The organism is Absiella sp. AM09-50, assembly GCF_003433845.1.
GTDB classification, from domain to species: Bacteria; Bacillota_I; Bacilli_A; order Erysipelotrichales; family Erysipelotrichaceae; genus Hoskinsella; species Hoskinsella hominis.
The window spans coordinates 416-27,134 of sequence record NZ_QVFI01000020.1 but is presented as its reverse complement, the minus strand read 5'-3'; the positions used below and the strand labels follow the sequence as shown (position 1 = coordinate 27,134).

Below are 26,719 nucleotides of genomic sequence, written 5' to 3'. Positions count from 1 at the left end.
GTAAATGGCACATATACATAAAAGAAAGTGTGTATACATAGGATGGTACATGAGGGCAAGATACATAAGGATATGTAAAATTTAAAAAAACAATGTGCAATCAAATAAAATAATGCTATAATATTAAACAGCGATATTGAGGAGGAGACTATGGAGATTCAGAATAACATTGATGATAAATATCTGAAATTAGCGATTACCCTGAAAACAAGCGAACTTCAGAGAACTCAGTTGTCTTCTTTAACATATCAGCATGTAGAAAGTGCATTAATCGCAAAATGGAAGTTTCAAAAGCCCAAAAGCTTTCATGAAGCCATAGATGATGTAATGAAAATCGATGCAAACGAAGTGGTTGCCTATTTGTCTACGGAGGCGATCATTGCGGGTTCTAAAATGAAGATTAATGACTTTGATGACTTGTTTGGAGGAGATAAGCAATGAAAAAATCCCGTTTGGTAGTCTTTGGTATTTCCATTGTGACCGTTGTGGTAATGATGATTTTTGGAAGTCCATGGATTGCAAAAAATATGAGATTGGGACTGGATCTGCAGGGTGGTTTTGAAATTCTTTATAAAATCACACCGTTAGAAGGCAAAACATTGCCGGATATGACAGCTGTAGCAGAATCCATTAACAAGCGTATTGACGTATTAGGTGTCAACGAACCTGAAATCACAGTCGAAGGTGATGATCAGATTCGTGTACAATTGGCTGGTGTTAAAGATGCAGATGAAGCAAGACGTATCATTTCAACAACAGCTAACCTGACATTCCGTGATATCAACGACAATCTGTTGATGGATGCCAGCGTACTTGAAGAAGGCGGCGCAACACTTGGAACAGATGAGTACGGCCGTTATCTTGTAAATCTAAAAGTAAAAGATACAGAGAAATTCTATGAAGCTACAAAGAAGGTTGCTGCAATGGGCACTGGCTCCAATCTGATGGTAACATGGTTAGACTTTGATGAAACAAAAGATTCCTATGCAGCAGAAAGCAAGACAGAAAAACCAAATTATGTTTCTGCGGCAACTGTAAAAGAAGGATTAAACAGCAATACTGTACAAATCTCTGGTAACTTTACAAAAGAAGAGGCAACAGAATTAAAAGATTTGATCAATTCTGGTTCCTTGCCAGTGAAGATGAGTGAAGAATATACCAATGCAGTAACAGCAGACTATGGTATGAATGCTTTTGAATCCACAATGATGGCTGGTGCAGTAGGTGTAATTGCCATTATGTTGTTTATGATTTTATACTATCAGTTACCAGGAATCATTTCCGCAATCACCATTGCTGTTTATGTATTTGTTGTATTCCTGATTTATAATCTGATGGGTGGTGTATTTACACTATCTGGAATTGCTGCATTAGTGTTGGGTGTTGGTATGGCGGCAGACTCCAATATCTTAACATTTGAACGAATCCGTGATGGATTGTATTCTGGAAGAAGTGTAAAAACAGCCTTCTATGAAGGAACAAGTAAATCTTTTATTACTATTTTTGATGCTCAGTTCACAACTTTTATTTCCGCACTGATTCTGTATTTATTAGGTACAGGAAGTGTCAAAGGATTTGCGACAATGTTGATTGTATCTACAATTTCTACATTGTTATTGATCGTATTTGTGGCAAAATTCTTCTTAAAGATGTTGGTTGACAGTGGATGTCTGGATGGTAAATTAAAACTGTTTGGTGTAAAAGAAACACGTGTACCAGATGTAAACAAAGGTGAAGAACGTTTCTATTATGGAAAATTCGCAAAATTTGATTTTGTTGGAAAAGCAAGATACTTTATTACTGTGACAATCAGTGTATTGGTGATTGGTATCGGCTTTATGGCTTTCAATGGCTTTAATGGCAATGAAGCTTTAAATCTTGGCATTGACTTTACTAGTGGTACAAAAATCACAGTGGTAAGTGATGATGCAATTAACGCATCTACATTAAAAGACCAGTTAAAAGATCTTGGTATCAATACTAAGAGTATTAAGATCAATGGAAAAGGCGATACAACTGCAACTGTATTCGTAAAAGAAGCAATTGAAACAGAAAAAATGGACAGCGTTAAAGCAAGTCTGAAAGATATTTATCATCATGATGTAAATGACAATACCGTAACACCAATTATTGGACGTCAGTTAGTGAAAAATGCATTCTTGATTTCTATTCTGGCATGGATCGGTATTATGATTTATATCTCATTCCGTTTCAAATGGGATTATGCAATCAGTGGTATCGTTGCCCTGATTCATGACTTGTTGGTCATGATAGCATTCTGTGCAATTCTGCGTTTGGAAATGAATACAGAAATTATCGCGGTATTACTAACGATCATTGGTTATTCTATTAATAACTCAATTGTTGTATTTGATAGAATACGTGACAATGTAAAAGCTAATAAGCATGAAGTTATCACAAAAGAAAGATATAAAGAAATTGTTAATGATGCATTGCAGAAGACAGCAACACGTTCTATTCTTTCTACATTAACAACGATGATGCCAGTTATCACATTGTTGTTGATGGGAAGTAATGCCATCAATACATTCTGTTTGATGTTATTCATAGGATTGTTCTTTGGTGCTGGATCATCTTTATTTATCGCAGCACAGCTGTGGTATCAGATTCGTATCCACCACAAGCCTAAGAAGCATACAAAGAAAAAACGTAAAAAAGAAGATATAGAAGAAATGATCATTCCAGGAATGAATGATTACTAAAACGAATAAGATGGACATGCGCCATCTTTTCTTTTAGCATTTCTGACGAGTTTTTGTAAGAATTATGATACAATAGACAAGGTGATAAATTACATGAAAATAACATTACAAGATATATCAAAAACAGAAGAAATACAAAATACCTTACATCTTTCCCATTTATGTGCGAAAGTGTTGTCCGCTAAACAGTTGGACTATACACAGATATCCCAGATTTTATCTGCCCCCATCCTACATGATCCGATGTGTGCGATACATATGCCAGAAGTCATTGCACGTATTAAGCAGGCAAAAGCCAATCATGAAAAAGTGTTGATCTGTGGCGATTATGATGCAGATGGCATCTGTGCGACGACGATATTATTTGATGCCTTGCGCCAGTTTGGCATTGCCTGTGGCTTTTATATACCTGATCGATTTAAACAAGGATATGGTTTACATCCTGATACCGTGAAGATGGCAGATGAAAAAGGATATCGCTTATTGATTACAGTAGACAATGGAGTGAAAGCTTTTGATGCTTTACAAGAGGCAAAAAAGCGGGGATTGGATGTCATTGTCACTGACCATCACGATATGGAAGAAGCGGAAGTAGAAGCTTCTTTACTGCTACACCCATTTACAATGGGCGAGGAATTTCAATATCTTAGCGGTGCTGGTGTGGCTTTAGAGATATCCCGTGCTTTATTGGGAGATATCAAAGAACACATTGTACTGGCAGCAGTTGCCTCTATTGCGGATGTAATGACATTAAAAAATGAAACCCGAGATATTGTACGTATTGGAATCCAGTATTTAAAACAGGGTGTCTGTAAACCAATTCAGGCATTAGCAAATGATCGTTATCCCAAATGGGATGAAACATTGATTGCTTTTCAGGTCGTACCAAAATTAAACGTCATGGGGCGTTTAGCAGATAAGGTCAATGTGAATAATATGGTCAGATATTTACTGCTTCAAAATGCAGAAGAAATACAGCGTGTGTCCAAACAAATCCAGCAGTTAAATGAACATCGTAAAAAAATGAGTGATGAAATGGTAGAAACAGCTAAATCATTAATTCATCCCGAATATGATTTTCAGATGTTGTATCATGACAGTTTCCATGAAGGTATTGTAGGCCTTGTGGCAGGAAAACTTTCAGAAGAGATCAAAAAGCCGGTCATGGTATTAAGCAGACATGAAGAATTATTAAAAGGCAGTATCCGATCACAAGGGTATCTGGATCTAACCACATTTTTTGATGAATGTATGGATGTATTAGACAGTTATGGAGGACATAAAGCAGCAGCTGGTATTGGCTTTCGAATTGAAAATAAACAGGATGTACAGGATTATTTAAATGAAAAAGCCAAAACCTGTATCACACCTTGTGAAGATGAATATGAAGTCATTCCTTTAACAATTCAGGAGGTCAGTATTCTGGAGGTAGAAAGCCTGCAGAAACTGGCACCCTTTGGTCATGGCTTTGATGAACCATTATTCTATCTTCAAAATGTAGCGGTTGAACAAATCAAGCCAATGGGAAATGGAGAGCATGTCAAATGGGTCATCAATGAAACAGTAGAAGCAGTATTGTTTCATGATAAGACAGCATATGATACATTTTTTGAAAGAAAATCTATGAATTTTATTGGAACAATTTCCATAAATCGTTTCATGGGAAAGAAAAAAGTGAATATTTTTGTAAGAGAGGCATTTTAAATGCCTTTTAAATTTGCTATAATGAAGAAGTATTTTAAGGAGGCTATTACTTTATGAATTATAAAGATTATATTGCGGATATTCCAGATTTTCCACAGGATGGCATTTTATTTCGTGATGTAACACCATTAATGGCAGATGGTGATGTATTTAAAAAAGCATGTGATGAAATCATTGCATTCGCAAAAGAAGTAAATGCAGAAGTTGTGGTTGGACCTGAATCAAGAGGATTCATCTTTGGATGTCCGGTTGCTTATGAACTTGGAATCGGTTTTGTTCCTGTTCGTAAACCAGGAAAGCTTCCAAGAGAAACAGTCAGTGTTTCTTATGATTTGGAATATGGCAGCAATGAGCTGCAGGTACATAAAGACAGTATCAAAAAAGGACAGCGTGTATTGATCGTTGATGATCTGCTTGCAACCGGTGGTACTGTGGATGCAACCATTCAGATGGTAAAAGAGCTGGGTGGTGTCGTTGCCGGATGTGCCTTTTTGATAGAGCTGGCTGGATTAAACGGCAGAGAGCATTTAAAGGAATATCCTGTATTTGCTTTGATGTCTTACGAATAAGAAGGGGTGTTCCCCTTTTTTAGAATGTGGGTGATAAGTGTATGGTAAGTAGTCAGGTGGTAACTTTTGACGAAATGATGTCGGAAGTTAAAAAGTACATCAAAAAAGAAGAAAACATCGATCTGATCACACGGGCATATTTATGTGCTGAGAAGAATCATACCGGACAATATCGTAAAAGTGGAGAACCATATATTATCCATGCGATACAAGTCGGGTACATTTTGTCGTTGTTAAGGACAGGGCCTAGAACGATAGCGGCTGGTCTTTTACATGATGTGGTGGAAGACTGCGATGTTACACTAGAAGAAATCACAGAGATGTTTGGAAATGAAGTGGCATCTTTAGTTGATTCTGTCACAAAAATAGGGAATCTTAAATTTAAGGATGAAAAAGAATATCTTGCCAGCAACCATCGAAAGATTTTTATTGCGATGGCAAAAGATGTGCGTGTCATTTTGATTAAATTGGCAGATCGTTTGCACAATATGCGAACATTACAATATATGACGCCGGAAAAACAGAAAAAGATTGCCGCAGAAACATTGGATGTCTATGCGCCAATTGCACATCGTCTAGGTATCAGCGATATCAAAAATGAGCTGGAGGATTTATCATTTCAATACTTAAATAAAGAGAAATACTATGAAATTGCGCGATTGGTAGAAAAACGTAAAGCAGAGCGTGATGAACAGGTACAGCGGATGATCAAAGAAATCAGTGATCTGCTGGATGATCATCATATTCAATATCGTATCTTTGGACGTAGTAAACATCTGTACAGTATTTATAAAAAGATGAAAACCAAAAACAAACGGTTTGAAGAAATTCTAGATTTATTGGCGATTCGTATCATTACAGACAGTGATACGGCATGTTATGAAATATTAGGGTATATACATGCGAAATATCGCCCGATACCAGGTCGTTTCAAAGATTATATCGCTATGCCAAAGATGAATATGTATCAATCCTTACACAGTACCATCGTTGCGGATGATGGCAATATATTTGAAATACAGATACGTACAGAATCGATGGATGAAGTAGCGGAGCAAGGGATTGCTGCACATTGGCGTTACAAGGAAAATATGAATGGCGGACGTGAAGTCAACCAGTCAGAAATCGAAGAACAATTGCACTGGCTGAAAGATTTCAGTGTGATGAGTGATGATGTCAATGATGATTCTATGGAGTATATGAATCTTCTACAAAAGGATATCTTTGAAGCGAATGTATACTGTATGACACCAAAAGGAAAAGTAATTGCTTTGCCAAATGGTTCTACACCGATTGATTTCGCATATCGTGTACATACAGAGGTGGGGCATCATACCGTTGGCGCAACCATCAATGGAGTGCTGTTACCTTTAAATACCAAATTGAAAACAGGCGATGTTGTATCCATTCGTACAAGTAAACAATCACCTGGGCCAAGTGAAGACTGGATCAAAATTGTTAAAAGTGCACATGCCAGAAATAAGATACGTTCCTTCTTCCAAAAACAGGAAAATGAACGACGCAATCTGGATATCAAAAAAGGTGAAGAAATGCTTCAGGATGAACTGAAAAAACGTAATCTTGATGTAGAAACTTATACCGATCAAAAGAAAGTAGAAAGTATCGCCGGAAGCTTAAGCTTTAATTCTTATCAGGATCTGATGTTTGCGATTGGGGTAAAACAGGTATCTTTGCCAGCGGTTATTGATCGTTTGGTAAAACACAAAACAAGTGTTCCGATTGATAATGAAGAATTACAGCGTATGTTTAACCGACAGGATCGTAAACGTAAAGTCAGCAGTACTGGTATTCGAGTGGCTGGCATTGATTCGATGAAAATCACACTGGCAAATTGCTGCTCACCTGTACCAGGAGATGATATTGTTGGATATATCACCAAAGGCGCCGGTGTCAAGGTACATCGCAGCGACTGTCCAAACGTCATCAATGAAAAGAAACGTTTGATTGCCGTGGAATGGGATGAAAATCTTGAACAGAAAACTTATGAAGTCAAGCTGATCATTCATTCCAGCGACCGTAATTATCTGTTAAGTGATATTGTGACAGTGGTATCACAATGCAAGGCAGGTCTACAACATGTAGATTCTACTGTAGATGAAGACCAGATCAGTGCTACCACAAAAATGACGGTCGTTGTAGAAAACGCCGAACATCTTCATACACTGATGGCAAATTTAAGAAAAATCAATAGTGTACGCACCGTAGAAAGAGTGATTCAGTAATGCAGATTCGTAAAGCGACAACAAAAGATATTCCCGCAATAGAAGCCATGTATCATGATCGTGTATTATATAACGATGGCCATGACATGCATCAGTGGCGTTTAGAACAGGTAAGCTGGGAATGCTTTTCACAATTATATACGATTGACGATTATTATGTAGCAGAAGAAAACAATACAATTGTTGGCGGATGCTTTATCGTTGATATCGATGAATTATATTGGCCAGATGAGCCAAAAGGGGCTGCCCTTTATCTTCATAAAATCGTTGTACATCCCCATCATTCCGGTAAAGGATATGCGGATGCGCTGATTACCTTTTTCAAGGAAAAGGGAAGAAAAGAAGGCTATCCAGAAGTACGGATTGACGTACGTGAAAAGAAAACGAAGCTTCGTGCGATGTATGAACGAAATGGCTTCAAATTATTGAAAACAGGACAATTTGTTTCTGAATTTACAACCGCACTTTATCATTACCCATTTTAGATGCAGAATTATCTGCATCTTTTCTTATGTCCACAAAGGGTAGCGCAAATGCCACGTATGGTTGCTGACAAAAAATGAGGGGATATGCTAAAATAATGGCGGTGATAAAAATGACATTTGCAGAAAAGTTAAAAACATTACGTTCTCAAAAAGGCTATTCTCAAGAAGAACTGGCACAAGTATTACATGTATCCAGACAGGCAATCGCAAAATGGGAAGGAAACAATGGCATGCCGGATATCAATAACATCATTGCCATCTCAAGGCTTTTTGATGTTTCTATTGATACTTTGCTGAAAGAGGAATCAGATCTTCATACACACAAAACATTGCGTGAAGCAGATATCATTGCTTGTGGCTCTTTCATTGGCGCAGCCATCCAGTTTGTATTAGATGGAGGCTTTATACGAGGCTTGATAGGTGGCGCCATGATACCTATCGCTGGCTTCTATTTGATAAAATATCCCCATCATAAACCGATGGCTATAAACATCACCCAACTAAAAAACAAGCTAGCATCCATTGATCGAACAAAGCTTTGTGTTCGTGTGATTGGCGCAGGGATTGGTGGTGTCATTGGCTTATATTTATGGAAACAGGGAATACTATAAAAACAGGTAACACGTATCAATGTGTCACCTGTTTTTTATCTTTAATTTGATTTCAAAATACAAGGTATTCCACATACGGAAATACTCTGAAATATAATGCTTTATTTTTTCTTTCCCATCCGTTGGACACATCGCAAATTCATTAAAGAACTTGCGCACAAAGAAACTGCTTCTTCGTATATGGAAACAACTGGATACGACCACGATGTGCTGATAGCCATGCGCCTTACACAACATCTTCGCATATCGAAGATTATCATATGTATTACGTGCATTCTTTTCTTTTAGAATATCAGATGCATGTACTCCACAGCTGCGTGCATAATCTGCCATCACATCTGCTTCCACAAAATGATTGCGTACACCAGCACCACTGATCAATAAGCGCTTTACATTTCCTTCCTGATATAAGGCAATTGCTTTATCCATACGGCTTTTCTGCATACGGGAAATACTGCCATCATCTTTGGTTGGACAGCCTAACACGATGCATACATCATAGATCACACCCTTTTTCATTTTTGGCGGTGTTGGAAAGAAATATAAGATAGGTAACTGTAAAACAAGCAATACAATGAAGATATATAACCACATCATAAGCCCACCTGTATAAAAGACTGTAGTTCTTTTTTTATGAAGCTTAAACGTTCTTCACTAGACAAAGGAATAGCATACGCAGATGCTGCCCTTAAATCCATTTCTCGATACGCTTTTGGAATCTGATTAAAACGACTGGCAATTATGACTTCTGTTTTCTTCAATTGTTTTATATAGGCACGGCCGGTTTCATTCATTGCCAATATACGAATATGTTGTAAATCCGACAGCTGTTTTACTTCTTGCTTTGTTGTCTGGGTCAATATCTGAAGAATTGTTCGCTGTATTCTGCTTCGGGTATATCGTTTTGAGATACAGGCATCCACGAAAGATTTCATCGTTGTACATTGTTTTGCACATGTAATCATACGGTTTTCCAGACCTTCTTCCATTAAGAAAATGCTTTCTAAATGTTGTTTTGCCTGTGTGAATAACAACATCTGTAAATAAGGATAATAATGCTCCATCGCAAAGCATGCGTGTAATGCTTCTGATAACGGGGTTAAAAAGCTTACATCTTCTTTTTGAAGAAACCGCTGTCTGATTCCTGTAGCACTTGCGATATTGCCTTTGACTGCAAGATCATGATACCCATTTGTACGCTTGATACATAATGGTGTGATGTTTGTATCCTTTAACGCTTTCATATAGGCAACACCTAATATATCATTGCTTTGCATCTGTGTGCTTTGCGCAAAAGATTTACTGGGATCATATGCTGGGGTGATTTCTGCCATCTGTTTTAATGCATCCAGATCATTGCTTTCACTGCCAAACACGATATGATCAACACCTGCCAGTTGTAAAGAACGAATCGCACCATAGGCAAAACCATCCGCACTCTGCGTCGCATAGATATAAGGAAGTTCGATAACGATATCACAACCTTCTTCAATCCCTTTGCGTGCACGATCCCACTTATAAGCAAGGGATGCTTCTCCTCTTTGCACAAAATGTCCACTCATTACATTGATGAGCACATCACATTGAGTAAGTTCTCTTGTCTTATGGATATGATATTGATGTCCATAATGGAAAGGATTATATTCACTAACAATACCTGTAACTTTCATACAATTTCTCCTGTTCGTCTAAAATAGGGTACCACACTACCCGAAATTATATCATAACTTTTACAATTATGATACAATGAAACAAAAGGAGGATTCTCTATGGCAAAGATACAAGGATTTACATTTCCAAGCGAACAGGATCAACTAATCATCTCAGCTGTAAAAGTTGTACCGGATACACCGATTGTTGGTGTGATTCAGATGGTACATGGGATGGCGGAGCATAAAGAACGCTACCTGCCATTCATGCAGTTTTTAGCACAACATGGCTATGTATGTGTGATGCATGATCATCGTGGTCATGGAAAAAGTATAGCTTCTAAAGATGATTTGGGTTATTTTCATGATAAAACAGGGGATTATTTAATTGAAGATATTCATCAGCTCACCAAGCTTTTAAAAACACAATATCCAGATGCTCCATTCTTCCTGTTTGGACACAGCATGGGTTCTTTACTGGTACGCTGTTATTGTAAACGATACGATGATGATATTGACGCACTTGTGGTTTGTGGCTCTCCAAGTGAAAATAAGGCAGCGAAGGCTGGCAAACTGCTTGTGAAAGCGATGGAAAAGATAAAAGGCGAGCACTATCGCAGTCCACTGATTCAAAAGATGGCCTTTGGTTCTAATAATAAAGCTTTTTCAGAAGATGGCAGTGAAAACGTATGGCTGTGTAGTGATCAAAACGTGGTAAAGGCATATGATGAAGATCCATTATGTGGATTTATCTTTACATTAAACGGCTTTGAAAATCTGTTTACGATCATGATGGATGTATACGATGCAAATGGCTGGGCAATGAAACATAAAGATTTACCAATCCGCTTTATCGCAGGCAGTGAGGACCCATGTATTGGAAATGAAACGAAATTTAAACAAGCTGCCGGTTTTATGAAAGAGCGTGGCTATACAAATGTGAGCGCACGATTATTTGAAGGAAAACGTCATGAGATATTGAATGAAGATATCAAAGAAGAAGTCTATGAAGATGTTTTGGCATTCTATGAACTGGTACGCAAACAGTAAATGATAAGAAATTCTTGAAAAAAATGAAAAAAAGTCTTTCATTTACCTTATTTTTGTGATTTAATATATAAGCTAGCCTATGTATATGCGAAATTAGTTGACTTTATGCAAGATTTTCCTTATAATAGGGTAGGTCAGACAACGAGGTGATTCTTTTGAAATGGAGCAAAGCTGAACTGTTACAGGCACCAAATGGTACCATTGAACTAGATGATACGATTTCATTTGATCCGACAGTATTTGCGAAAATGCATCAGATCAGGGGATTACAAGATGTTACGGTATCAGGAAATATTCATTACGATACAGAAAGTGATCGGGTATTTGCAGATCTGGATATCAGTGGAGTGATGATAGTACCGTGTTCTATAACCTTAGAGGATGTAGAATATGATTTCCATACAAAATCTTTAGAAGTGTTCTCTTTTGATAAAACAAATGATGAAGATGTACACGAAGTTAAAGGTGATGTCGTAGAGTTATTACCGGTGATCTTTCAATTGATACTGATGGAGGTTCCTTTAAAGGTTGTCAAAAAGGGATTAAAACAGTATCCTAAAGGTGACGGTTGGGAAGTTGTCAAAGAGGAAGACTATGAATTGTCCAAAAAGGATGAAATCGATCCTCGTTTAGCAAAGTTGAAAGAATTCAAATTGGAAGATTAAGTAGGAGGTGCTAACATGGCTGTACAACAGAGAAGAAATTCAAAAACAAGAAAAGCAAAACGTAGAACTCACTATAAATTAGCTGCACCTACATTGGTGAAATGTCCAGTGTGCGGTGAATACAAACAACCACACAAAATGTGTTCATGTGGTGAGTACAACGGAAAAACAATCGTTGAAAAATAGTAAGGGACCAGAGCAATCTGGTTTTTTTCTACCCTTTTTTGATATGCAGTGTATGTTTTTTGTGTTAGGGTGATACAAAAGTCATACATTTCCATGCTTGTTAATGTGATATCTTCTTTATATAATAAAAGATATAAAAGGGGAAAAGACTTATGAAGAAAATGATGATTTTGATTTGTATGTTATGTTTGATGAGCAGTTGTCAAAAAAAGGAAGAAACTTACACAAGGATCCATGTGGATACAGGAAAATTATCTACATCAATGAAACAGTATTTCTATGCGGAAGCATTAGCAGAAACACAAGGTGATGCATTTCAGGCAAAGCTGTTAAAGGCAGCTAAGCTTTATCGTAAAACATCAGGATATGATGTTTATGTATATCAAATCATTATTGCGCCATCTTCTACAAAGGTAAAAAGATTTGGCGATATATATTTTTCACCTGATGCATCTGTTTTGCCCTATATGAATGATACCAAAATCGGTATGATAACCTTGTCACAAAGCAATGAGATTTTTCAAAATGTTTCCTATCCTGCTATGGAAAATATAGAAGATTATACAGCATTTCAATATGATATCTGTATGGATGTCATGAATGATGAACCAACGATAGAGAAAAGGATGAAGCATTTGAAAATAGAAATAGCTTATCAAGACCATCAAAAAGAAACTCTGGTACTTGATTTTGACCAGATTATTTTTGATGAAGTGCTTAATCAGCCTCATACAGGATTACAGCCGTTTGTGTCATAGAAATAGTGATAAAGTCCTAGATTCATGCATGATTTGACATAATCAGGATTAGAAAAGGAAATATAGTCTAAAAATATCGGCAATTTATGAAAAAATCTTGAAGTTTTTTCATAACCGTGGTATATTATCTACAGATACTTCAAACGGAGTGGGTCATGCCCACTCCTTCATTATGTTTGTAAAGGAGGTAACATGATGGACCAGATTCAAAAGATCAAAGAGCTTGTAGCGCCGATTCTTGAAAAAGAAGAAATCCAACTATATGAAGTGCTGTGGCATAACGAAGGAAACATGCGTATCTTACAGATCGCAATTATGCGAAATGATGGCAGCATGGATATTGATACTTGTGCAGACATGTCTGAAAAGATTTCTGAATGTCTGGATGAAGCTGATCTGATATCCGCAGAATACTTCCTGGAGGTATGTTCACCTGGCGCAGAACGTGAATTAAAGGATGAAGCACAAATCAAAGCAGCGATTGGAGAGTACGTTTATGTAAAACTGAGAAATCCAAAGGCTGGCATGGATGAGGTAAAAGGTTATCTGAAATCTATGGAAGAAAACGAAGTGCTGATTGAATATATGGATAAAGCTGTGAAACGAAAAGTATCAATCGAACTGGATAACATTTCATTGATTCGTTTATCTGTAAAAATTTAGAAAGGAAAGCAAAAAAATGAAGTTAAAAGATTTTATGGCTGCCATGCAGGCAATTGAAAGTGATCGCAAATTATCAAAAGAAATCGTTATTGAAGCATTACAGGAAGCATTGTCAAAAGCATACCGTAAACACATAGAAATTCCTGATGCATTGGTACGTGTAGATGTTAACGAAAAATCAGGAGATATTAAGGTTTATCAGCAAAGAGCAGTTGTAGAAACAGTGGAAGATGATGAATTAGAAATCTCTTTAGAAGATGCTAAAAAAGTCAATCAGGCATTTGAACTTGGTGATTTAGTAGAAACAGAAGTAAGTATCGCTAATTTAGGTAGAGCAGCTGTTATTTTAGCGAAGAACGTTATGAAACAAAAAATCCGTGAAGCTGAAAAATTAGTTGTTTATGAAGAATATTGTGATAAAGTTGATGAAATGGTATTTGGTACTATCGAATCTGTCGAAGAAAAATTCTGTGTTGTAAATATTGGAAAAACATTGGCATTGATGCCAAAGAACCAACAAATTCCAAATGAGCGCTATAAAGAAGGACAGATGATCCGTGTCGTCATTATAGAAGTAAATAAGGAAACCAAAGGAGCACAGGTATTAGTTTCTCGTGCCGATGCGACTTTAGTAAAACGTTTGTTTGAAAAAGAAGTTCCTGAGATCTATCAGGGTATTATTGAAATAAAGGCAATTGCACGTGAAGCCGGAGAACGAACAAAGATGGCAGTGTATTCACACAATGAAAACATTGATCCAATTGGCGCATGCATTGGGCCTAGAGGACAGCGTGTACAGGTCATCATTGATGAGTTACATGGTGAAAAAATTGATATCTTTGAATGGAGCGAAGATGTTAGTGAATTGATCAAAAATGCATTATCTCCAGCTGAAGTATTAGCTGTTATTCCAAGTGAAGAAAAGAAAGGTGGATTATTGGTTGTTGTTCCAGATAATCAATTATCACTTGCCATTGGTAAACGTGGTAAGAATGCCCGTCTTGCAGTAAAATTAACTGGCAGCAAGATTGATATCAAAGCACAGAGTGATGTAGATGCAATGGGTATTGACTGGAAGAATATCGCAATCAAACAAAGAGAAGAATTCTTGGCTCGTCAGGCGGAAGAAAAAGCAGCTGCACAACAGGAAATGTTTGAAGAAAGCAAAGAACAGGATGCTGTGGATATCGATGAAGCAGGTGTACAGTTTGATGTTGCAGCAGATGAAATCGAAGAAGAAATCGATGATACTGTAGAAGCTACAGTGGAACCAGAAAAAGCTGATATCGTGATGGATGAAGATACTGCAGAAATCATGGATGAATATGTGGAACCAGAAGAAGAAAAAGAAGAAACAGAATTAGAAAAGGCTGCACGTATTGCAAAAGAAAAACAGCGTTTAGAAGGTTTAAATGTAAAAGAAAAACAAGAATACAAATCTAAATTTGAAGAGCTTGCAGATGCAAAAACGAAACAAGAACCAGCAGTTGCAGCAAAACCAAAATATAAGAAATATGAAGAAAAAGAAGAACCACGTCGTAAGGCTACTTTCGATTTAAACAAGAAAGATTATGGAATGAAACCAATTTATTCTGAAGAAGAACTTGCGGAAATCGAGCGTGAACAGATGGAAGAAGAAGAAAACGACTGGATTCATGATGATATCGATTTTGATGAATACGATGAATACTACGATAAGTAATTCATAGAGAAAGGAGCATACTTATGAAAAAGATTCCTATGCGTAAATGTGTAGCAACCCTTGAAAGTCTCCCGAAAAAAGAATTGATACGTATCGTTCGTACACCTGAAGGTGTCGTTGAAATAGATGAAACCGGAAAGAAAAACGGACGTGGCGCATATTTGAAAAGAAGCGTAGAAGCAGTAGAAATAGCGAAAAAAAAGAAATCTTTGGCTAGATCACTGGAATGTGAAATTCCTGATGAAATCTATGAAACATTGAAAGGCATGTTCTCTCATGAGTAATGCCAGCGGATACTTAGGAATCGCGCAGCGTGCCAGAAAAACAGCGACTGGGGAAATCATTTTTAAGAAGTTTCCTAAAAATGAAATCAAGTTGATCGTTCTGGCAGAGGATATCGGGGAAAATACAAAGAATAAGCTGTTGAATAAATGTGAATACTATGGTGTTCCATATTCCTTCATGGATGCAGTTGAATTTGCGGAATTGATGGGAAATCGTAAAGCAGTCGCTATTTTGGATAAAGGCTTAGCGCAGCAGCTTCATACTTGCTTGAAAGGCTAGGTGATACTATGGCAAGACAACAGAAAAAAGGAAACGGAAACAGAAAGAACAACAATAACAGAGGAAAGAACAATAACTTTGCTCCAAAGAAAGAACGTATTGAAGTAAAGGAAATCACTTATAGTGGACCTCTGAGTGTTGGAGAACTTGCGGAAAAATTGAATCGCAACGCCAGCGAGATTATTAAATTATTGTTTATGATGGGAACCATGGTTACCATCAACTCTACATTAGATGATGAAACCATCGAACTTGTATGTATGGAATGGAATGTAGAATGCCATAAAGAAATCGTTATTGAAGAAAGTGATTTTGAAGAAATGATCAATAACGTGGAAGAAGATGAATCTTTATTGGTAGAACGTCCACCAGTTGTAACAATTATGGGACATGTTGACCATGGTAAAACAACATTATTGGATACCATTCGTAAAACACATGTTACAGAAGGTGAATTTGGTGGTATTACACAGCATATTGGTGCTTATCAGGTAAATGTCAAAGGTAAAAAAGTTACATTCTTAGATACACCAGGACATGAAGCATTTACAGCAATGCGTGCGCGTGGTGCACAGGTTACTGACCTTGTAATTATCGTTGTTGCGGCTGATGATGGTGTAATGCCTCAGACAAAAGAAGCAGTTGACCATGCCAAAGCAGCAGGTGTTCCTGTTATCGTTGCTGTTAATAAAATTGATAAACCAGCAGCAAACAGAGAACGTATCGTATCTGAAATGAGTGAACTTGGATTGATGCCTGAAGAATGGGGCGGAGATACAATTTATGCGGATATCAGTGCGAAGTTTGGTACAGGTGTAAGTGATTTATTGGAAACTGTATTGGTTGTATCTGAAGTATATAACTTCCGTGCAAATCCAAACAAATTAGCAACAGGTACTGTAATTGAAGCGAAACTTGATAAAGGTAGAGGTCCGGTAACAACATTGCTTGTACAAAGTGGTACATTACACACAGGTGATGCCATCGTTGTTGGTACAGCATTTGGTCGTGTACGTAAGATGACAGATGATCGTGGACGTGAAATTAAAACAGCACTTCCATCAACACCAGTTGAAATTATTGGTTTAAATGATGTACCTATCGCAGGTGATATTTTCAAAGCATTTGACTCTGAAAAGAAAGCCCGTCAGATTGCGGAAACAAGATTAACAAAACGTATTGATCAGGAACGTAATTCTTCCAGTGCAATGTCTTTGGAAGACTTAAGCCGTCAGATCGAACAAGGTGATATCCAGGAAGTAAACATCATTATCAAAGCGGATGTACAGGGTAGTGCAGAAGCCGTACGTGCAAGTATGGAAAAAATTGATGTACAGGGTGTTAAGGTAAACGTTATTCGTTCAACTGCCGGAGCTATCACAGAATCTGATATTATGCTTGCGAGTGCATCTAATGCAGTAATCTATGGATTTAATGTACGTCCAAGTGCGAATATTCGTAAAAAAGCTGAAGAAGAAGGCGTAGAAATTCGTCTGCATAACATTATATATAAAGCATTGGAAGAAATGGAAAGTGCCATGAAAGGTATGCTTGCTCCTGTATATGAAGAAGTCGTTATCGGACAGGCAGAAGTACGTCAAATCTATAAAGTTTCTAAAGTCGGTACCATTGCAGGTTGTATGGTTACTGATGGAAGCTTAAAGAAAGAATGTGGTGTACGTTTAATACGTGAAGGTGTTGTTATTTACACTGGTAAACTTGGTTCTTTAAAACGTTTCCAGAATGACGCAAAAGAAGTAAACAGTGGATTTGAATGTGGTTTGACAATTGAAAACTTCAACGATATCAAAGTTGGAGATATCATTGAAGCGTATGAAGACCAGCAGGTTGATCCAGAATAACATTAGGTGATAATATGACATTAAAAGCAGAAAAAGTAGCTGGCATTATCCAAAAGGAAGTCAGTGAAATTATTCAATTTGAATTAAAAGATCCAAAAATCGGTTTTATTACCATTACAGATGTTACCGTCACAAATGATTTATCTATCGCAAAAATATATGTTTCTTTCCTTGGACAAAAAGCAAGAGAAGAAGCTGGTATGAAAGCATTGGAGCGTAGTAAAGGATTTATTCGTACGAATCTTGCGAAACGTATGACTTTGCGAAAAGTTCCTGAACTGCAATTCAAGATTGATGATTCTTTGGAAAGAGGAAATAAAATCGAGAAGATTTTGTATGAGATGAATAAGTAATGAAAAATGCATGGCAATAGCTATGCGTTTTTTTATAATTGCATGAGCAAATAAGATTATTACAAATGAAAGAGATGAGATGTTAAAGGATTATATTTTGGAAATGAAAATATCTGATTACAGTCTAAATATGACTTTAGAGGTACAGTGAACGTACCAGTTATGTGTATCTTATGTAAAAATGTTTCAGATACAGATACAAAAAAATTCTAGCTTATACAAATAATGGATAAGCCAGAAGCCCACAGCTATAAAGCAGGGAGTAGTTCACTAACATAAATAGAAAATAAAATAATAGCAATAGAAAACTGTATATGAATTGTGATATAATGCGTAAAGAGGTGGTAAGTTTATGAGAAAAACAGTTGGTTTAGGTGAAGATAATTTTCAAACATTAATAGAAGAAAATCACTTTTTCATTGACAAAACATTGTTTATTCAAGAATTTTTAAATAGTGATGCAAAAGTGGCTTTAGTTACAAGACCAAGGCGTTTTGGAAAAACATTAAATATGTCTATGCTTGCTAGTTTTTTAGATATCACGAAAAACACTAAATCTTTATTTGAAGATAAGAAAATCATGCAAACAGCATGTGCAAATGAGATAAATCAATATCCTGTTATTTTTGTGAGTTTTAAAAATGCAAAAGGTGAGAAAGAAGATGCCATTAAATTATTAAAAAAGGCCTTGTTTGATGAATATAAACGTTTTGATTTTATATATGAACATTTATCAAATAATACAAAAGAAGAATATAAATTGGTATGGCAAGGCTTAAAAAATCAAAACAATATGGAATTAACAGATATCAATGATTGTTTACAACTACTATGTCAATTTTTATATGAATATTATGGAAAAAAAGTTATTCTATTAATTGATGAATATGATACACCATTTATTGAAGCTCATAATCACGGTTATTATGATGAAGTTCATAGTGGGTTAGCAGCTATTTTGATAACTTCATTAAAAGGAAATGATTATTTAAAAAAGGCTATGTTGACTGGAATTCAAAGAATTGCCAAAGAAAATATTTTTAGTGGTTTAAATAATCTGTCTGTTTATGGAGTGAATCATGAAAAATATGCAATATATTTCGGATTGCTGGAAAATGAAGCAAAAATGTTTTTGGAGTATTTTGGATTAGATTTTACAAAAGAAGTAAAGGATTTATATGATGGATATCGTATAGGTGGAATTGAAATATATAACCCATGGTCTATCTCTAATTATGCTAGTGAAAAAAAATTAGATACCTATTGGAAAAATAGTAGTAATAATGTTATGGTAAAAAAGGCATTAGGTTGTTGTAGTACGATATTCTCAATGAAATATAATGAATTAATTGCGAACGGAGAAACTATAGTAAATGCAGATTTGAGTACATCATATTATGAAGATATAAAAGATGCAACACTTTGGGCACTTTTAATAAATAGTGGTTATCTAACAATTATTAAAACAATTGATCGGGATACTTATAAAGTTAAAATACCTAATGAAGAAGTAAGAGAAGATTTTAAAGATATTACTGCACATTATCTACATATAGATAATCAAATTTTATTTGGATTAGAAACAGCATTTAAGATGAAAAATTTCGATGAGATAAGAGTATATTATCAAACATATATCATGGAAACTTCATCATATCATGATTTTATTGATGAAAATAGTTGCCATATGTTATTTCTTGGTCTTTGTGCTTATTTATACAATAGTTATAAGATTAATTCTAATCGTGAAGCTGGACTAGGAAGATATGATATTCTTTTAGAAAGTAAAAACATATCTTTTCCAAACTATATTCTTGAATTTAAATATACAAAAGAAAAGGATAAGTGCTTGAAAACTTTAGCACAAGAAGCAATACAACAAATAATAGATTTAAATTATGCGACAGAATTAAATGGTGAGGTTATATATGTTGGAATCGGACAAAGAGGTAAACAAGCAGAAATAATATTTCAAATCAGATAAAAGGAAGCCATGGCTTCCTTTACTGTAAATGCTGATAGTAGAAAATTGCTAATTGTGTACGATCACGCAAATCTAATTTATTTAATAATGTACTCAGATAATTGCGAATCGTTCCTTCACTAAGAAACAACGTATCTGCCAGCTCTTTATTATTAAGTCCTTTTGCGACAAGTTCAATAATGGTTAGTTCTCGTTCGCTTAAATCATAAGTAAAAGACGCATCGCTTTTCTTCGCCAGCAGGGAAGGAAGTTTACTAATGATTTCTGTATTAAATACATTTTGACCAGAGAATACTGCGTCAAGCGCAGGAATAATACTATCAAAATTTTGTTTCAGTATATAGCCTTTGACACCCAGGCTTAAGGCTTTTACAATATATTCATCATCACTGAAAGTTGTCAGAAATAATATTTTTGCTTCAGGATGCTGTTTTAGTATTGTTTCACTGGCATCTACACCATTCATCCCTTCCATACGAATATCCATCAATAATACATCTGGTAAAAACTCATCATATAAAGCGATAGCTTCCTGTCCATTATTTCCAGTACCAACGATTGTGACACCTTTGGCCTCTAATATCGTTTTTAATGAGCTGCACACCAGCTTATCATCATCTACAATTAATACATTCATACTGTTTTATCCTCCTTTGGTATCGTGATAAATATTTGAAATCCATCATCTGTTAAAATGTTGAAAAAGCCATGCATCTGATCTACGCGATCTTTCATGTTTTGAAGGCCGATTCCTTCTTTTTTGATATAAATATCTGTGCCATTATCGTGAATGATCAACTGATAAAAAGCAGGCTGTTCCCTTAATGTTAAGGATACCATATTGGCATTGCTGTGTCTTGTAATGTTGTGTAAGGCTTCTTTGATAATGGCTAAGATATGATAATACATGGTATTGCCAAATGGATGTACGATATCATATTCTAACTGTATCTTACAAAAGGTGTACTCTTCACAAAGCTTTTGTAGAACGATATGTAAATCCAATGCATCATCATGTAAATCATGTACACTGTTTCTGACATTATCCATGCCCTGTGATATTGTGCTTCTTAAATCTTGTAAAGGAGCTTTCATATTGTCTTGTTGATTGATTGCCTGTAATGCGCCAATCTGTAAGAGGGAGCTGCTTAATAAATGTCCAACATGATCATGGATCTCTCTGGCAATACGATTTCGTTCATTTAATATAGCGATATGAATATCCTGCTCTTGGGCTAATAATAAATTTTTATTCTTTTCTTCAATCAAATTTGCCAATTCCTTTGTCGCATCACGCTGTTTCAAATAGCTTTTCTTTAATTCTTCATTTTCAATATAGCGGACCTTTAAAATATAAGATAAACATAAGGCACATGCTAAGAGGAAGATATGATGTATTTTTGAATAGGATATAAGATAAGGAATGAGAAATAAAATTTCATCTGGATGTAGCTTACGATCTTTGATCCATAAATAGAAAGTACAGGGCACAAAATATATAAAGTCTGGAAAGATAAAACTTATGATCAAATATAAAAGCAATAATTTTTTATATTTAGGATACAACAAACCAATACTACATAAGATGATGGCACAAAGTAGTGGCAGTATAGAATATAATTGCAGGTTATCCATATACATAAAGATGAAACCATAAAAAAACAAGATGATTAAATTAATAATTTCATTCATGGGCCCACCTCCTATCACTTGCTATTAGTTTATCATGTTTTCATAATACAGACAATCTGCATGAAGATTTTGTGACATTTGTCATCTCAACTCATGCTTTCCTTCACTATGATATATCCAGATTATCCTGTATACTGGAATCAGAAAGTGAGGAGATCAACATGATTATTAAAATAAACAATCTTGTCAAACGATATAAAGATGTGATTGCATTAGATCATTTCCATATGGAAGTAGAAGAAGGGGAAATCATAGGACTGTTAGGACCAAATGGCAGCGGGAAAACAACAGCTATCAACTGTATGTTGTCTTTATTAAAATATGATAAAGGGGAAATCCAGTTATTTGATAAACCCATGCATCCAGATGCAATAGAAAGCAAGCGAATGATTGGCATCGTTCCCCAGGAAGTCGCGGTATTTTATGAATTAACGGTATATGAAAATATTGATTATTTTTGTGGGTTGTATGTAAAAGATAAAGCACGACGTAAACAATTAGTAGAGGAAGCCATTGATTTTGTGTCTTTACAAGACTTCCGTAAATTTCGCCCTGGCAAGCTAAGTGGAGGGTTACTTAGACGATTAAATATTGCATGTGGTATTGCACATCAGCCGAAATTAATTTTTATGGATGAACCAACTGTCGCCGTAGACCCACAAAGTCGTAATTCTATTCTGGAAGGTATCCGTAAATTAAATGATGCAGGAGCGACCATTATCTATACATCACACTATATGGAAGAAGTAGAAGAAATCTGTAGTCGTATCATCATTATGGATAAAGGAAGAGTCATCGCAGAAGGCAGCAATGAGCAGCTAAAAGCAAGTATTACATTAAAAGAACGCATAGATATTGAACAAATTGAATTAAATGAACAACAGTTATCTGAAATCAAAGAAATCGCAAACGTATTTGCTGTACAATACAACGCACATAATTTACAGGTGAAGTTTATGGAAGGCAAGCATAATCTAATGAATCTGCTGGATTATCTATCCGGACATGAAATCAGCTTTGGAAAAGTCTATTCCCAATTACCAACCCTGAATGATGTTTTCCTTGAAATAACCGGAAAACAGCTACGTGATTAGAGGTGATGGAAATGTTATCTCTTATGAAATATCGATTTCTTTGCATGATAAAAAATAAATCACTGATGTTTTGGACATTGGCATTTCCTTTGATCCTAACGACCTTATTCGCCAGTGTATTAAGGGGTGCGTATGATCCCGATGAATTTAAAACCATTTCTTTGGCAGTTGTGGATTCAGCATATTATCAAAAGGATGAAACATTAAAAAATACGTTGTCTTCTGTACAGATGAACGATAAATCAATGTTTGATTTGCAGATCGTTTCAGAAAATGAAGCAAAACAATTGCTGGATGATAAAAAAGTGGATGGTGTGATTTCTGATGGAGAAAGTATAAAAATCGAAGTCAATAAAAATAATATCAATACAACGATCATTAAATCTTTCTTTACCGAATACGAGCAAAAAGCAGAGGTTGTAAAGGATTTGATGATGCAGGGAAAAAGTGTTGATGAAATCATGAATTTATTTCATCAGACACAAAATTATATTACACAAAATGATATTGAAGATCACGATTTAAGTTCTGTATTCTTCTATACAGTACTAGCGATGGTCTGCTTATTTGGTGGACAATGGTCTATGTATGCCATCTATGATATACAAGCCAATCAATCCAGCAGGGCAGCCCGTTTGGCAATGACACCGATTCATAAGATACAATATCTATTTACAGATTTTCTGTTATGTATGGTGTTTGAAATGGTATTTATCCTAATCGTGTATTCTTATATGGCAGGTGTTTTGGATATCGCATTTGGAGAACATGTATTTGCGATATTAGCAATCCTTTTGGCAGGATGTTTAAGTGGCAATGCCTTAGGAACTTTGATTGGATGTGCAACTACTCAGACACTTGGATTTAAAGATGGATTATTGACTTCTATTACGATGCTGGGCAGTTTTCTTTCGGGTATGATGATGGTACAAATCAAATATCTAGTACAGTTATATATTCCATTTGTGAATTATATCAATCCAGTCGCAATGATTACTGATGGATTATATAGTATCTATTACTATGGAATTGATGAGCGCTTCTATACAAATGTTTTTTCCCTTATCATTTTGATCATTGTATGTTACAGCATAAGTTTCTTCTTGATACGCAAAAAGAGTTATCAAAGTCTGGAGGCGAGATAAATGAGTCATTTAAAATTATATTGGAAACTGGTAAAATCTTGTAGAAAGCCTTTGATGATTTATTTTTCTATCTTTATTACTGTATTTTTCATCTATGCAAGTTTTCTGGGAGATAGTAAACAAACAACGATATTTCAGGAAGTTGAGCCGGATATCGTATGGGTAGATCATGATCAAAGTGAAGCCAGCAATGCTTTAAAGAGCTATATGCAGGATATCGCAGAAATCAAAGATGTAGGTGATACAAAAAAAGATCATGAAGATGCTTTGTTTTATGGCTTTGTGTCTTTTATCGTAGAAGTACCGAAAGGTTTTGAAGATAATTTATTAGCAGGTAAAGATACCAATATCGCTTGTACATCCAGACCAGATGAAGTAAATGCAAGCATGCTGGAAATGAAAATAGAATCCTATCTATCCACCATGCACATCTATCATGAAAGTGATCCTGCTTTAAAAGTATCACAACTAAATGAAAAAGCCAGACAAAGTGTGGATACCAAGTTAGATATCTCCATGCGTTCTAATGAAGAATTGAATATATCTCAAACACTTCGCAGCGGCTTCTTTAATTATGCATCCTATATCTTTATGGCTTTAACCATGTTGAGTGTTGGTCTGATTATGACAACAATCTTTAAATCAAATCTTCAAAAAAGAGATCTGGTATCACCCATCAGCAGCAACAAGCGAAACTTCTCATTATTTGTTGCGAACATCTTATTTGGCAGTGCACTATGGGCAGTCTTTATGGTTGTGATCATGTTTCTGCCAAATAGTGATATGTGGACTTTACAAGGGTTCTTTTATGGATTGAATCTGTATATCTATGGTATGCTATGTGTCAGCGTTGGTTTCTTGTTCAGCTGTTTGTTGTCAAATAAAGCACATGTTGGACAGGCATTAAATGGACTTACCAATATCGTATCTTTAGGCAGTGCATTCTTAGGTGGGGCGTTTGTGCCACAATCGTTGATTAGTGAGTCCATATTGACGATTTCACATTTTATCCCGACCTACTGGTATGTAAAAACAAATGATACCTTGGCAAACTTAAACGATTTTAATGGACAACAGTTTTATGATATATTATCCTATATGGGAATAGAAGTATTATTCTTAATCGCATGCTTTATGATTGCATTATTGATCATGCGAAATCGTAAAACCCAGGAAGCATTTATCAGTGCAGGAGAACAGGCATAAGAGGCAGGCAACTGCTTCTTTTTTGTATAATTTATAGAAAAATGCATAACCTACTTGAAAAGCACCAAATGAAAATGCTATCATTTCGTTAAGAGGAAAAAGGAGGAGTTACATCATGTATTTTAAAGAAAGTAATGGTTTTCCTGAAACCTTCTTATGGGGCAGTGCAAGTGCTGCTTATCAGATAGAAGGGGCCGCAAGTGAAGATGGAAAAGGTGTCAGTAACTGGGATCAATTTGTAAGGATTCCAGGCAAAACCTTTAAGGCTACCACCGGTGATCTTGCGGTAGATCATTATCATCGTTTTAAAGAAGATATTGCCTTAATGGCAGAAGCAGGCTTAAAGACCTATCGTTTCTCCATCGCATGGACAAGAATCATACCTGATGGAAATGGAGAAGTGAATGAAAAAGGCTTGGCATTTTATGATGCCATCATTGATGAATGTATCAAATATGGTATTGAACCAATGGTTACTGTATATCATTGGGATATGCCACAGGCATTACAGGATCAATATGGGGGATGGGAAAATCGTCAGATTGTAAAAGATTACGTTCGTTATGCAACAACCCTGTTTGAGCACTTTGGAGATCGTGTACACTACTGGATCACGATGAATGAACAAAACGTATTTACATCCTTAGGCTGGTTAACAGGTATGCATCCTCCTGGAAAAGTCATGGACCAGAAGATGTTTTATCAGGTAAACCACCATGCGAATATGGCACATGCATACAGTGTACTAGAATTAAAGAAACGCTATCCAGATGCACATGTAGGCGCAAGCTTTGCGTATACACCAGGCTATGCATGGGATTGTAAACCAATTAACGCAATGGCAAAAGCAGATTATGATGATTTACAGAACTATTTCTGGATGGATGTGTATGCATATGGCCGTTATCCAAAAGCAGCCATTCGTTATTTAGAAAGTAATGGTATCCATATCCAAATGGAAGCTGAGGATCAAAAAATCATGAAGCAGGCCGCAGCACTGATCGATTTTATGGGAGTAAACTATTATCAAACAGCAGCTATAGAATATAACCCAATCGATGGTGTTGGTATGAGTACCGAAGTCAACACGACAGGAAAAAAGGGAACTGCCAAAGAAGAAGGCATTCCTGGATTATACAAGAAACCATCTAACCCATATCTGGAGAAAACAGATTGGGACTGGACAATTGATCCAATGGGTATTCGTATGTGTTGTCGAGATATCACATCACGTTATGATTTACCAATCGTCATCAGTGAGAATGGATTAGGTGCTTTTGATAAATTAGAAGAAGACAATGTCATCCATGATCCATATCGTATTGCATTCTTAGAAGCACATCTAAAAGAATTAAAGAAAGCAATTGATGATGGCTGTGATGTATGGGCATATTGCACATGGTCATTTACAGACTTGTTGAGCTGGTTAAACGGATATCAAAAACGTTATGGCTTTGTCTATGTTGATCGTGAAGAAGATGATACAACCGCTAAATTGAACCGCTATAAGAAAGACAGCTTCTATTGGTATCAAAATGTCATAAAAACCAATGGGAAAGATTTATAACACGTAAAAGGTCTAATTACAGACCTTTTCTTTTTGCACTATTTTAAACCGCTTACATCATAAGAATATCTTATCGGTCTAAAAATGAATAGAATAATGTAATATTTTGGTTGATAAAAGACCACAAATGTAGTATTATAATAAACGTTACATGGGAGTCATAGATGTATCTCTACAATTATATGTTTCATAATGTATAGGATAATATATAGTCGGTTTTCTGATGAAAATCGGCTTTTTTTGT

The 26,719-nt window shown here is 35.8% G+C and carries 26 protein-coding genes; 22 read left to right on the top strand and 4 right to left on the bottom strand.

Annotated features, from left to right (window positions below):
* The first annotated feature begins 150 nt into the window (after positions 1 to 150).
* The 7 genes from DW114_RS15140 to DW114_RS15110 all read left to right on the top strand — a co-directional run bounded on the left by DW114_RS15140 (position 151) and on the right by DW114_RS15110 (position 8,335).
* Positions 151 to 441, top strand: a complete 291-nt coding sequence (locus DW114_RS15140) for a post-transcriptional regulator (RefSeq protein WP_117454582.1) — start codon at positions 151 to 153, stop codon at positions 439 to 441.
* Positions 438 to 2,723, top strand: coding sequence for a protein translocase subunit SecD (gene secD, locus DW114_RS15135; protein ID WP_117454581.1), 2,286 nt, complete (start codon positions 438 to 440; stop codon positions 2,721 to 2,723). The genes DW114_RS15140 and secD overlap by 4 nt, the downstream gene beginning before the upstream one ends.
* A 93-nt stretch (positions 2,724 to 2,816) precedes the next feature.
* Entirely contained in the window at positions 2,817 to 4,427 is a 1,611-nt protein-coding gene (locus tag DW114_RS15130) for a single-stranded-DNA-specific exonuclease RecJ (RefSeq protein ID WP_117454580.1), read from the top strand.
* A gap of 53 nt (positions 4,428 to 4,480) precedes the next feature.
* Positions 4,481 to 4,996: an adenine phosphoribosyltransferase gene (locus tag DW114_RS15125; protein WP_117454579.1), complete on the top strand. Its 516-nt coding sequence runs from the start codon at positions 4,481 to 4,483 to the stop codon at positions 4,994 to 4,996.
* A gap of 41 nt (positions 4,997 to 5,037) precedes the next feature.
* On the top strand, positions 5,038 to 7,239 hold the full coding sequence (locus DW114_RS15120; RefSeq protein ID WP_117454578.1) for a RelA/SpoT family protein: 2,202 nt from the start codon (positions 5,038 to 5,040) through the stop codon (positions 7,237 to 7,239).
* A complete protein-coding gene (locus tag DW114_RS15115; RefSeq protein ID WP_117454577.1) occupies positions 7,239 to 7,724 on the top strand; it encodes a GNAT family N-acetyltransferase in 486 nt (161 codons plus the stop codon). The genes DW114_RS15120 and DW114_RS15115 overlap by 1 nt, the downstream gene beginning before the upstream one ends.
* Before the next feature lie 110 nt (positions 7,725 to 7,834).
* Positions 7,835 to 8,335, top strand: coding sequence for a helix-turn-helix domain-containing protein (locus DW114_RS15110; protein WP_117454632.1), 501 nt, complete (start codon positions 7,835 to 7,837; stop codon positions 8,333 to 8,335).
* A gap of 24 nt (positions 8,336 to 8,359) precedes the next feature.
* On the opposite strand, the gene DW114_RS15105 is transcribed toward DW114_RS15110, so the two are convergent.
* Together DW114_RS15105 and DW114_RS15100 are read right to left on the bottom strand one after the other, a co-directional pair.
* Positions 8,360 to 8,932: a YdcF family protein gene (locus DW114_RS15105; protein ID WP_117454576.1), complete on the bottom strand. Its 573-nt coding sequence runs from the start codon at positions 8,930 to 8,932 to the stop codon at positions 8,360 to 8,362.
* Positions 8,929 to 10,005, bottom strand: coding sequence for a nucleotidyltransferase family protein (locus DW114_RS15100; RefSeq protein ID WP_117454575.1), 1,077 nt, complete (start codon positions 10,003 to 10,005; stop codon positions 8,929 to 8,931). Before DW114_RS15100 ends, DW114_RS15105 begins: the two co-directional genes overlap by 4 nt.
* Before the next feature lie 99 nt (positions 10,006 to 10,104).
* Between DW114_RS15100 and DW114_RS15095 the strand changes: the two genes are divergently transcribed.
* The 11 genes from DW114_RS15095 to DW114_RS15045 all read left to right on the top strand — a co-directional run bounded on the left by DW114_RS15095 (position 10,105) and on the right by DW114_RS15045 (position 19,771).
* On the top strand, positions 10,105 to 11,034 hold the full coding sequence (locus DW114_RS15095; protein WP_117454574.1) for an alpha/beta fold hydrolase: 930 nt from the start codon (positions 10,105 to 10,107) through the stop codon (positions 11,032 to 11,034).
* 155 nt (positions 11,035 to 11,189) lie between these two features.
* Positions 11,190 to 11,699, top strand: coding sequence for a YceD family protein (locus DW114_RS15090; protein WP_117454573.1), 510 nt, complete (start codon positions 11,190 to 11,192; stop codon positions 11,697 to 11,699).
* A gap of 15 nt (positions 11,700 to 11,714) precedes the next feature.
* Positions 11,715 to 11,885: a 50S ribosomal protein L32 gene (rpmF, locus tag DW114_RS15085; RefSeq protein ID WP_117454572.1), complete on the top strand. Its 171-nt coding sequence runs from the start codon at positions 11,715 to 11,717 to the stop codon at positions 11,883 to 11,885.
* A 152-nt stretch (positions 11,886 to 12,037) separates the two neighbouring features.
* Complete coding sequence (locus DW114_RS15080) at positions 12,038 to 12,643, top strand: hypothetical protein (protein ID WP_117454571.1); 606 nt, start codon at positions 12,038 to 12,040, stop codon at positions 12,641 to 12,643.
* Between the two features lie 195 nt (positions 12,644 to 12,838).
* Entirely contained in the window at positions 12,839 to 13,306 is a 468-nt protein-coding gene (gene rimP, locus DW114_RS15075; RefSeq protein WP_117454570.1) for a ribosome maturation factor RimP, read from the top strand.
* A 16-nt stretch (positions 13,307 to 13,322) separates the two neighbouring features.
* Positions 13,323 to 15,008 (top strand): transcription termination factor NusA, encoded by a 1,686-nt coding sequence (nusA, locus tag DW114_RS15070; RefSeq protein ID WP_117454569.1) that lies wholly within the window; start codon positions 13,323 to 13,325, stop codon positions 15,006 to 15,008.
* A gap of 23 nt (positions 15,009 to 15,031) precedes the next feature.
* Positions 15,032 to 15,292, top strand: coding sequence for an RNase P modulator RnpM (rnpM, locus tag DW114_RS15065; RefSeq protein WP_117454568.1), 261 nt, complete (start codon positions 15,032 to 15,034; stop codon positions 15,290 to 15,292).
* Positions 15,285 to 15,572, top strand: a complete 288-nt coding sequence (locus tag DW114_RS15060; protein ID WP_117454567.1) for a L7Ae/L30e/S12e/Gadd45 family ribosomal protein — start codon at positions 15,285 to 15,287, stop codon at positions 15,570 to 15,572. The genes rnpM and DW114_RS15060 overlap by 8 nt, the downstream gene beginning before the upstream one ends.
* An 8-nt stretch (positions 15,573 to 15,580) precedes the next feature.
* Positions 15,581 to 17,434 carry a translation initiation factor IF-2 gene (gene infB / locus DW114_RS15055; protein ID WP_117454566.1) on the top strand — a complete coding sequence of 618 codons (1,854 nt, stop codon included), beginning with the start codon at positions 15,581 to 15,583 and terminating at the stop codon, positions 17,432 to 17,434.
* A 14-nt stretch (positions 17,435 to 17,448) separates the two neighbouring features.
* A complete protein-coding gene (rbfA, locus tag DW114_RS15050; RefSeq protein ID WP_117454565.1) occupies positions 17,449 to 17,787 on the top strand; it encodes a 30S ribosome-binding factor RbfA in 339 nt (112 codons plus the stop codon).
* Positions 17,788 to 18,139: 352 nt separating this feature from the next.
* Positions 18,140 to 19,771, top strand: coding sequence for an AAA family ATPase (locus DW114_RS15045; RefSeq protein ID WP_117454564.1), 1,632 nt, complete (start codon positions 18,140 to 18,142; stop codon positions 19,769 to 19,771).
* A gap of 19 nt (positions 19,772 to 19,790) precedes the next feature.
* Here the strand turns inward: DW114_RS15045 and DW114_RS15040 are convergent, their stop codons facing one another.
* Positions 19,791 to 20,408, bottom strand: a complete 618-nt coding sequence (locus DW114_RS15040; protein ID WP_117454563.1) for a response regulator transcription factor — start codon at positions 20,406 to 20,408, stop codon at positions 19,791 to 19,793.
* Complete coding sequence (locus DW114_RS15035) at positions 20,405 to 21,463, bottom strand: sensor histidine kinase (RefSeq protein ID WP_117454562.1); 1,059 nt, start codon at positions 21,461 to 21,463, stop codon at positions 20,405 to 20,407. Before DW114_RS15035 ends, DW114_RS15040 begins: the two co-directional genes overlap by 4 nt.
* Before the next feature lie 161 nt (positions 21,464 to 21,624).
* On the opposite strand from DW114_RS15035, the gene DW114_RS15030 reads away from it, so the two are divergent.
* From DW114_RS15030 to DW114_RS15015, 4 genes are all read left to right on the top strand, one after another.
* On the top strand, positions 21,625 to 22,557 hold the full coding sequence (locus DW114_RS15030) for an ABC transporter ATP-binding protein (RefSeq protein WP_117454561.1): 933 nt from the start codon (positions 21,625 to 21,627) through the stop codon (positions 22,555 to 22,557).
* An 11-nt stretch (positions 22,558 to 22,568) separates the two neighbouring features.
* Positions 22,569 to 23,702, top strand: a complete 1,134-nt coding sequence (locus DW114_RS15025; protein ID WP_158552297.1) for an ABC transporter permease — start codon at positions 22,569 to 22,571, stop codon at positions 23,700 to 23,702.
* A complete protein-coding gene (locus DW114_RS15020) occupies positions 23,703 to 24,908 on the top strand; it encodes an ABC transporter permease (RefSeq protein ID WP_117454559.1) in 1,206 nt (401 codons plus the stop codon). It abuts the gene before it with no gap.
* Between the two features lie 115 nt (positions 24,909 to 25,023).
* Positions 25,024 to 26,475 (top strand): glycoside hydrolase family 1 protein, encoded by a 1,452-nt coding sequence (locus tag DW114_RS15015; RefSeq protein WP_117454558.1) that lies wholly within the window; start codon positions 25,024 to 25,026, stop codon positions 26,473 to 26,475.
* Positions 26,476 to 26,719: the final 244 nt, after the last annotated feature.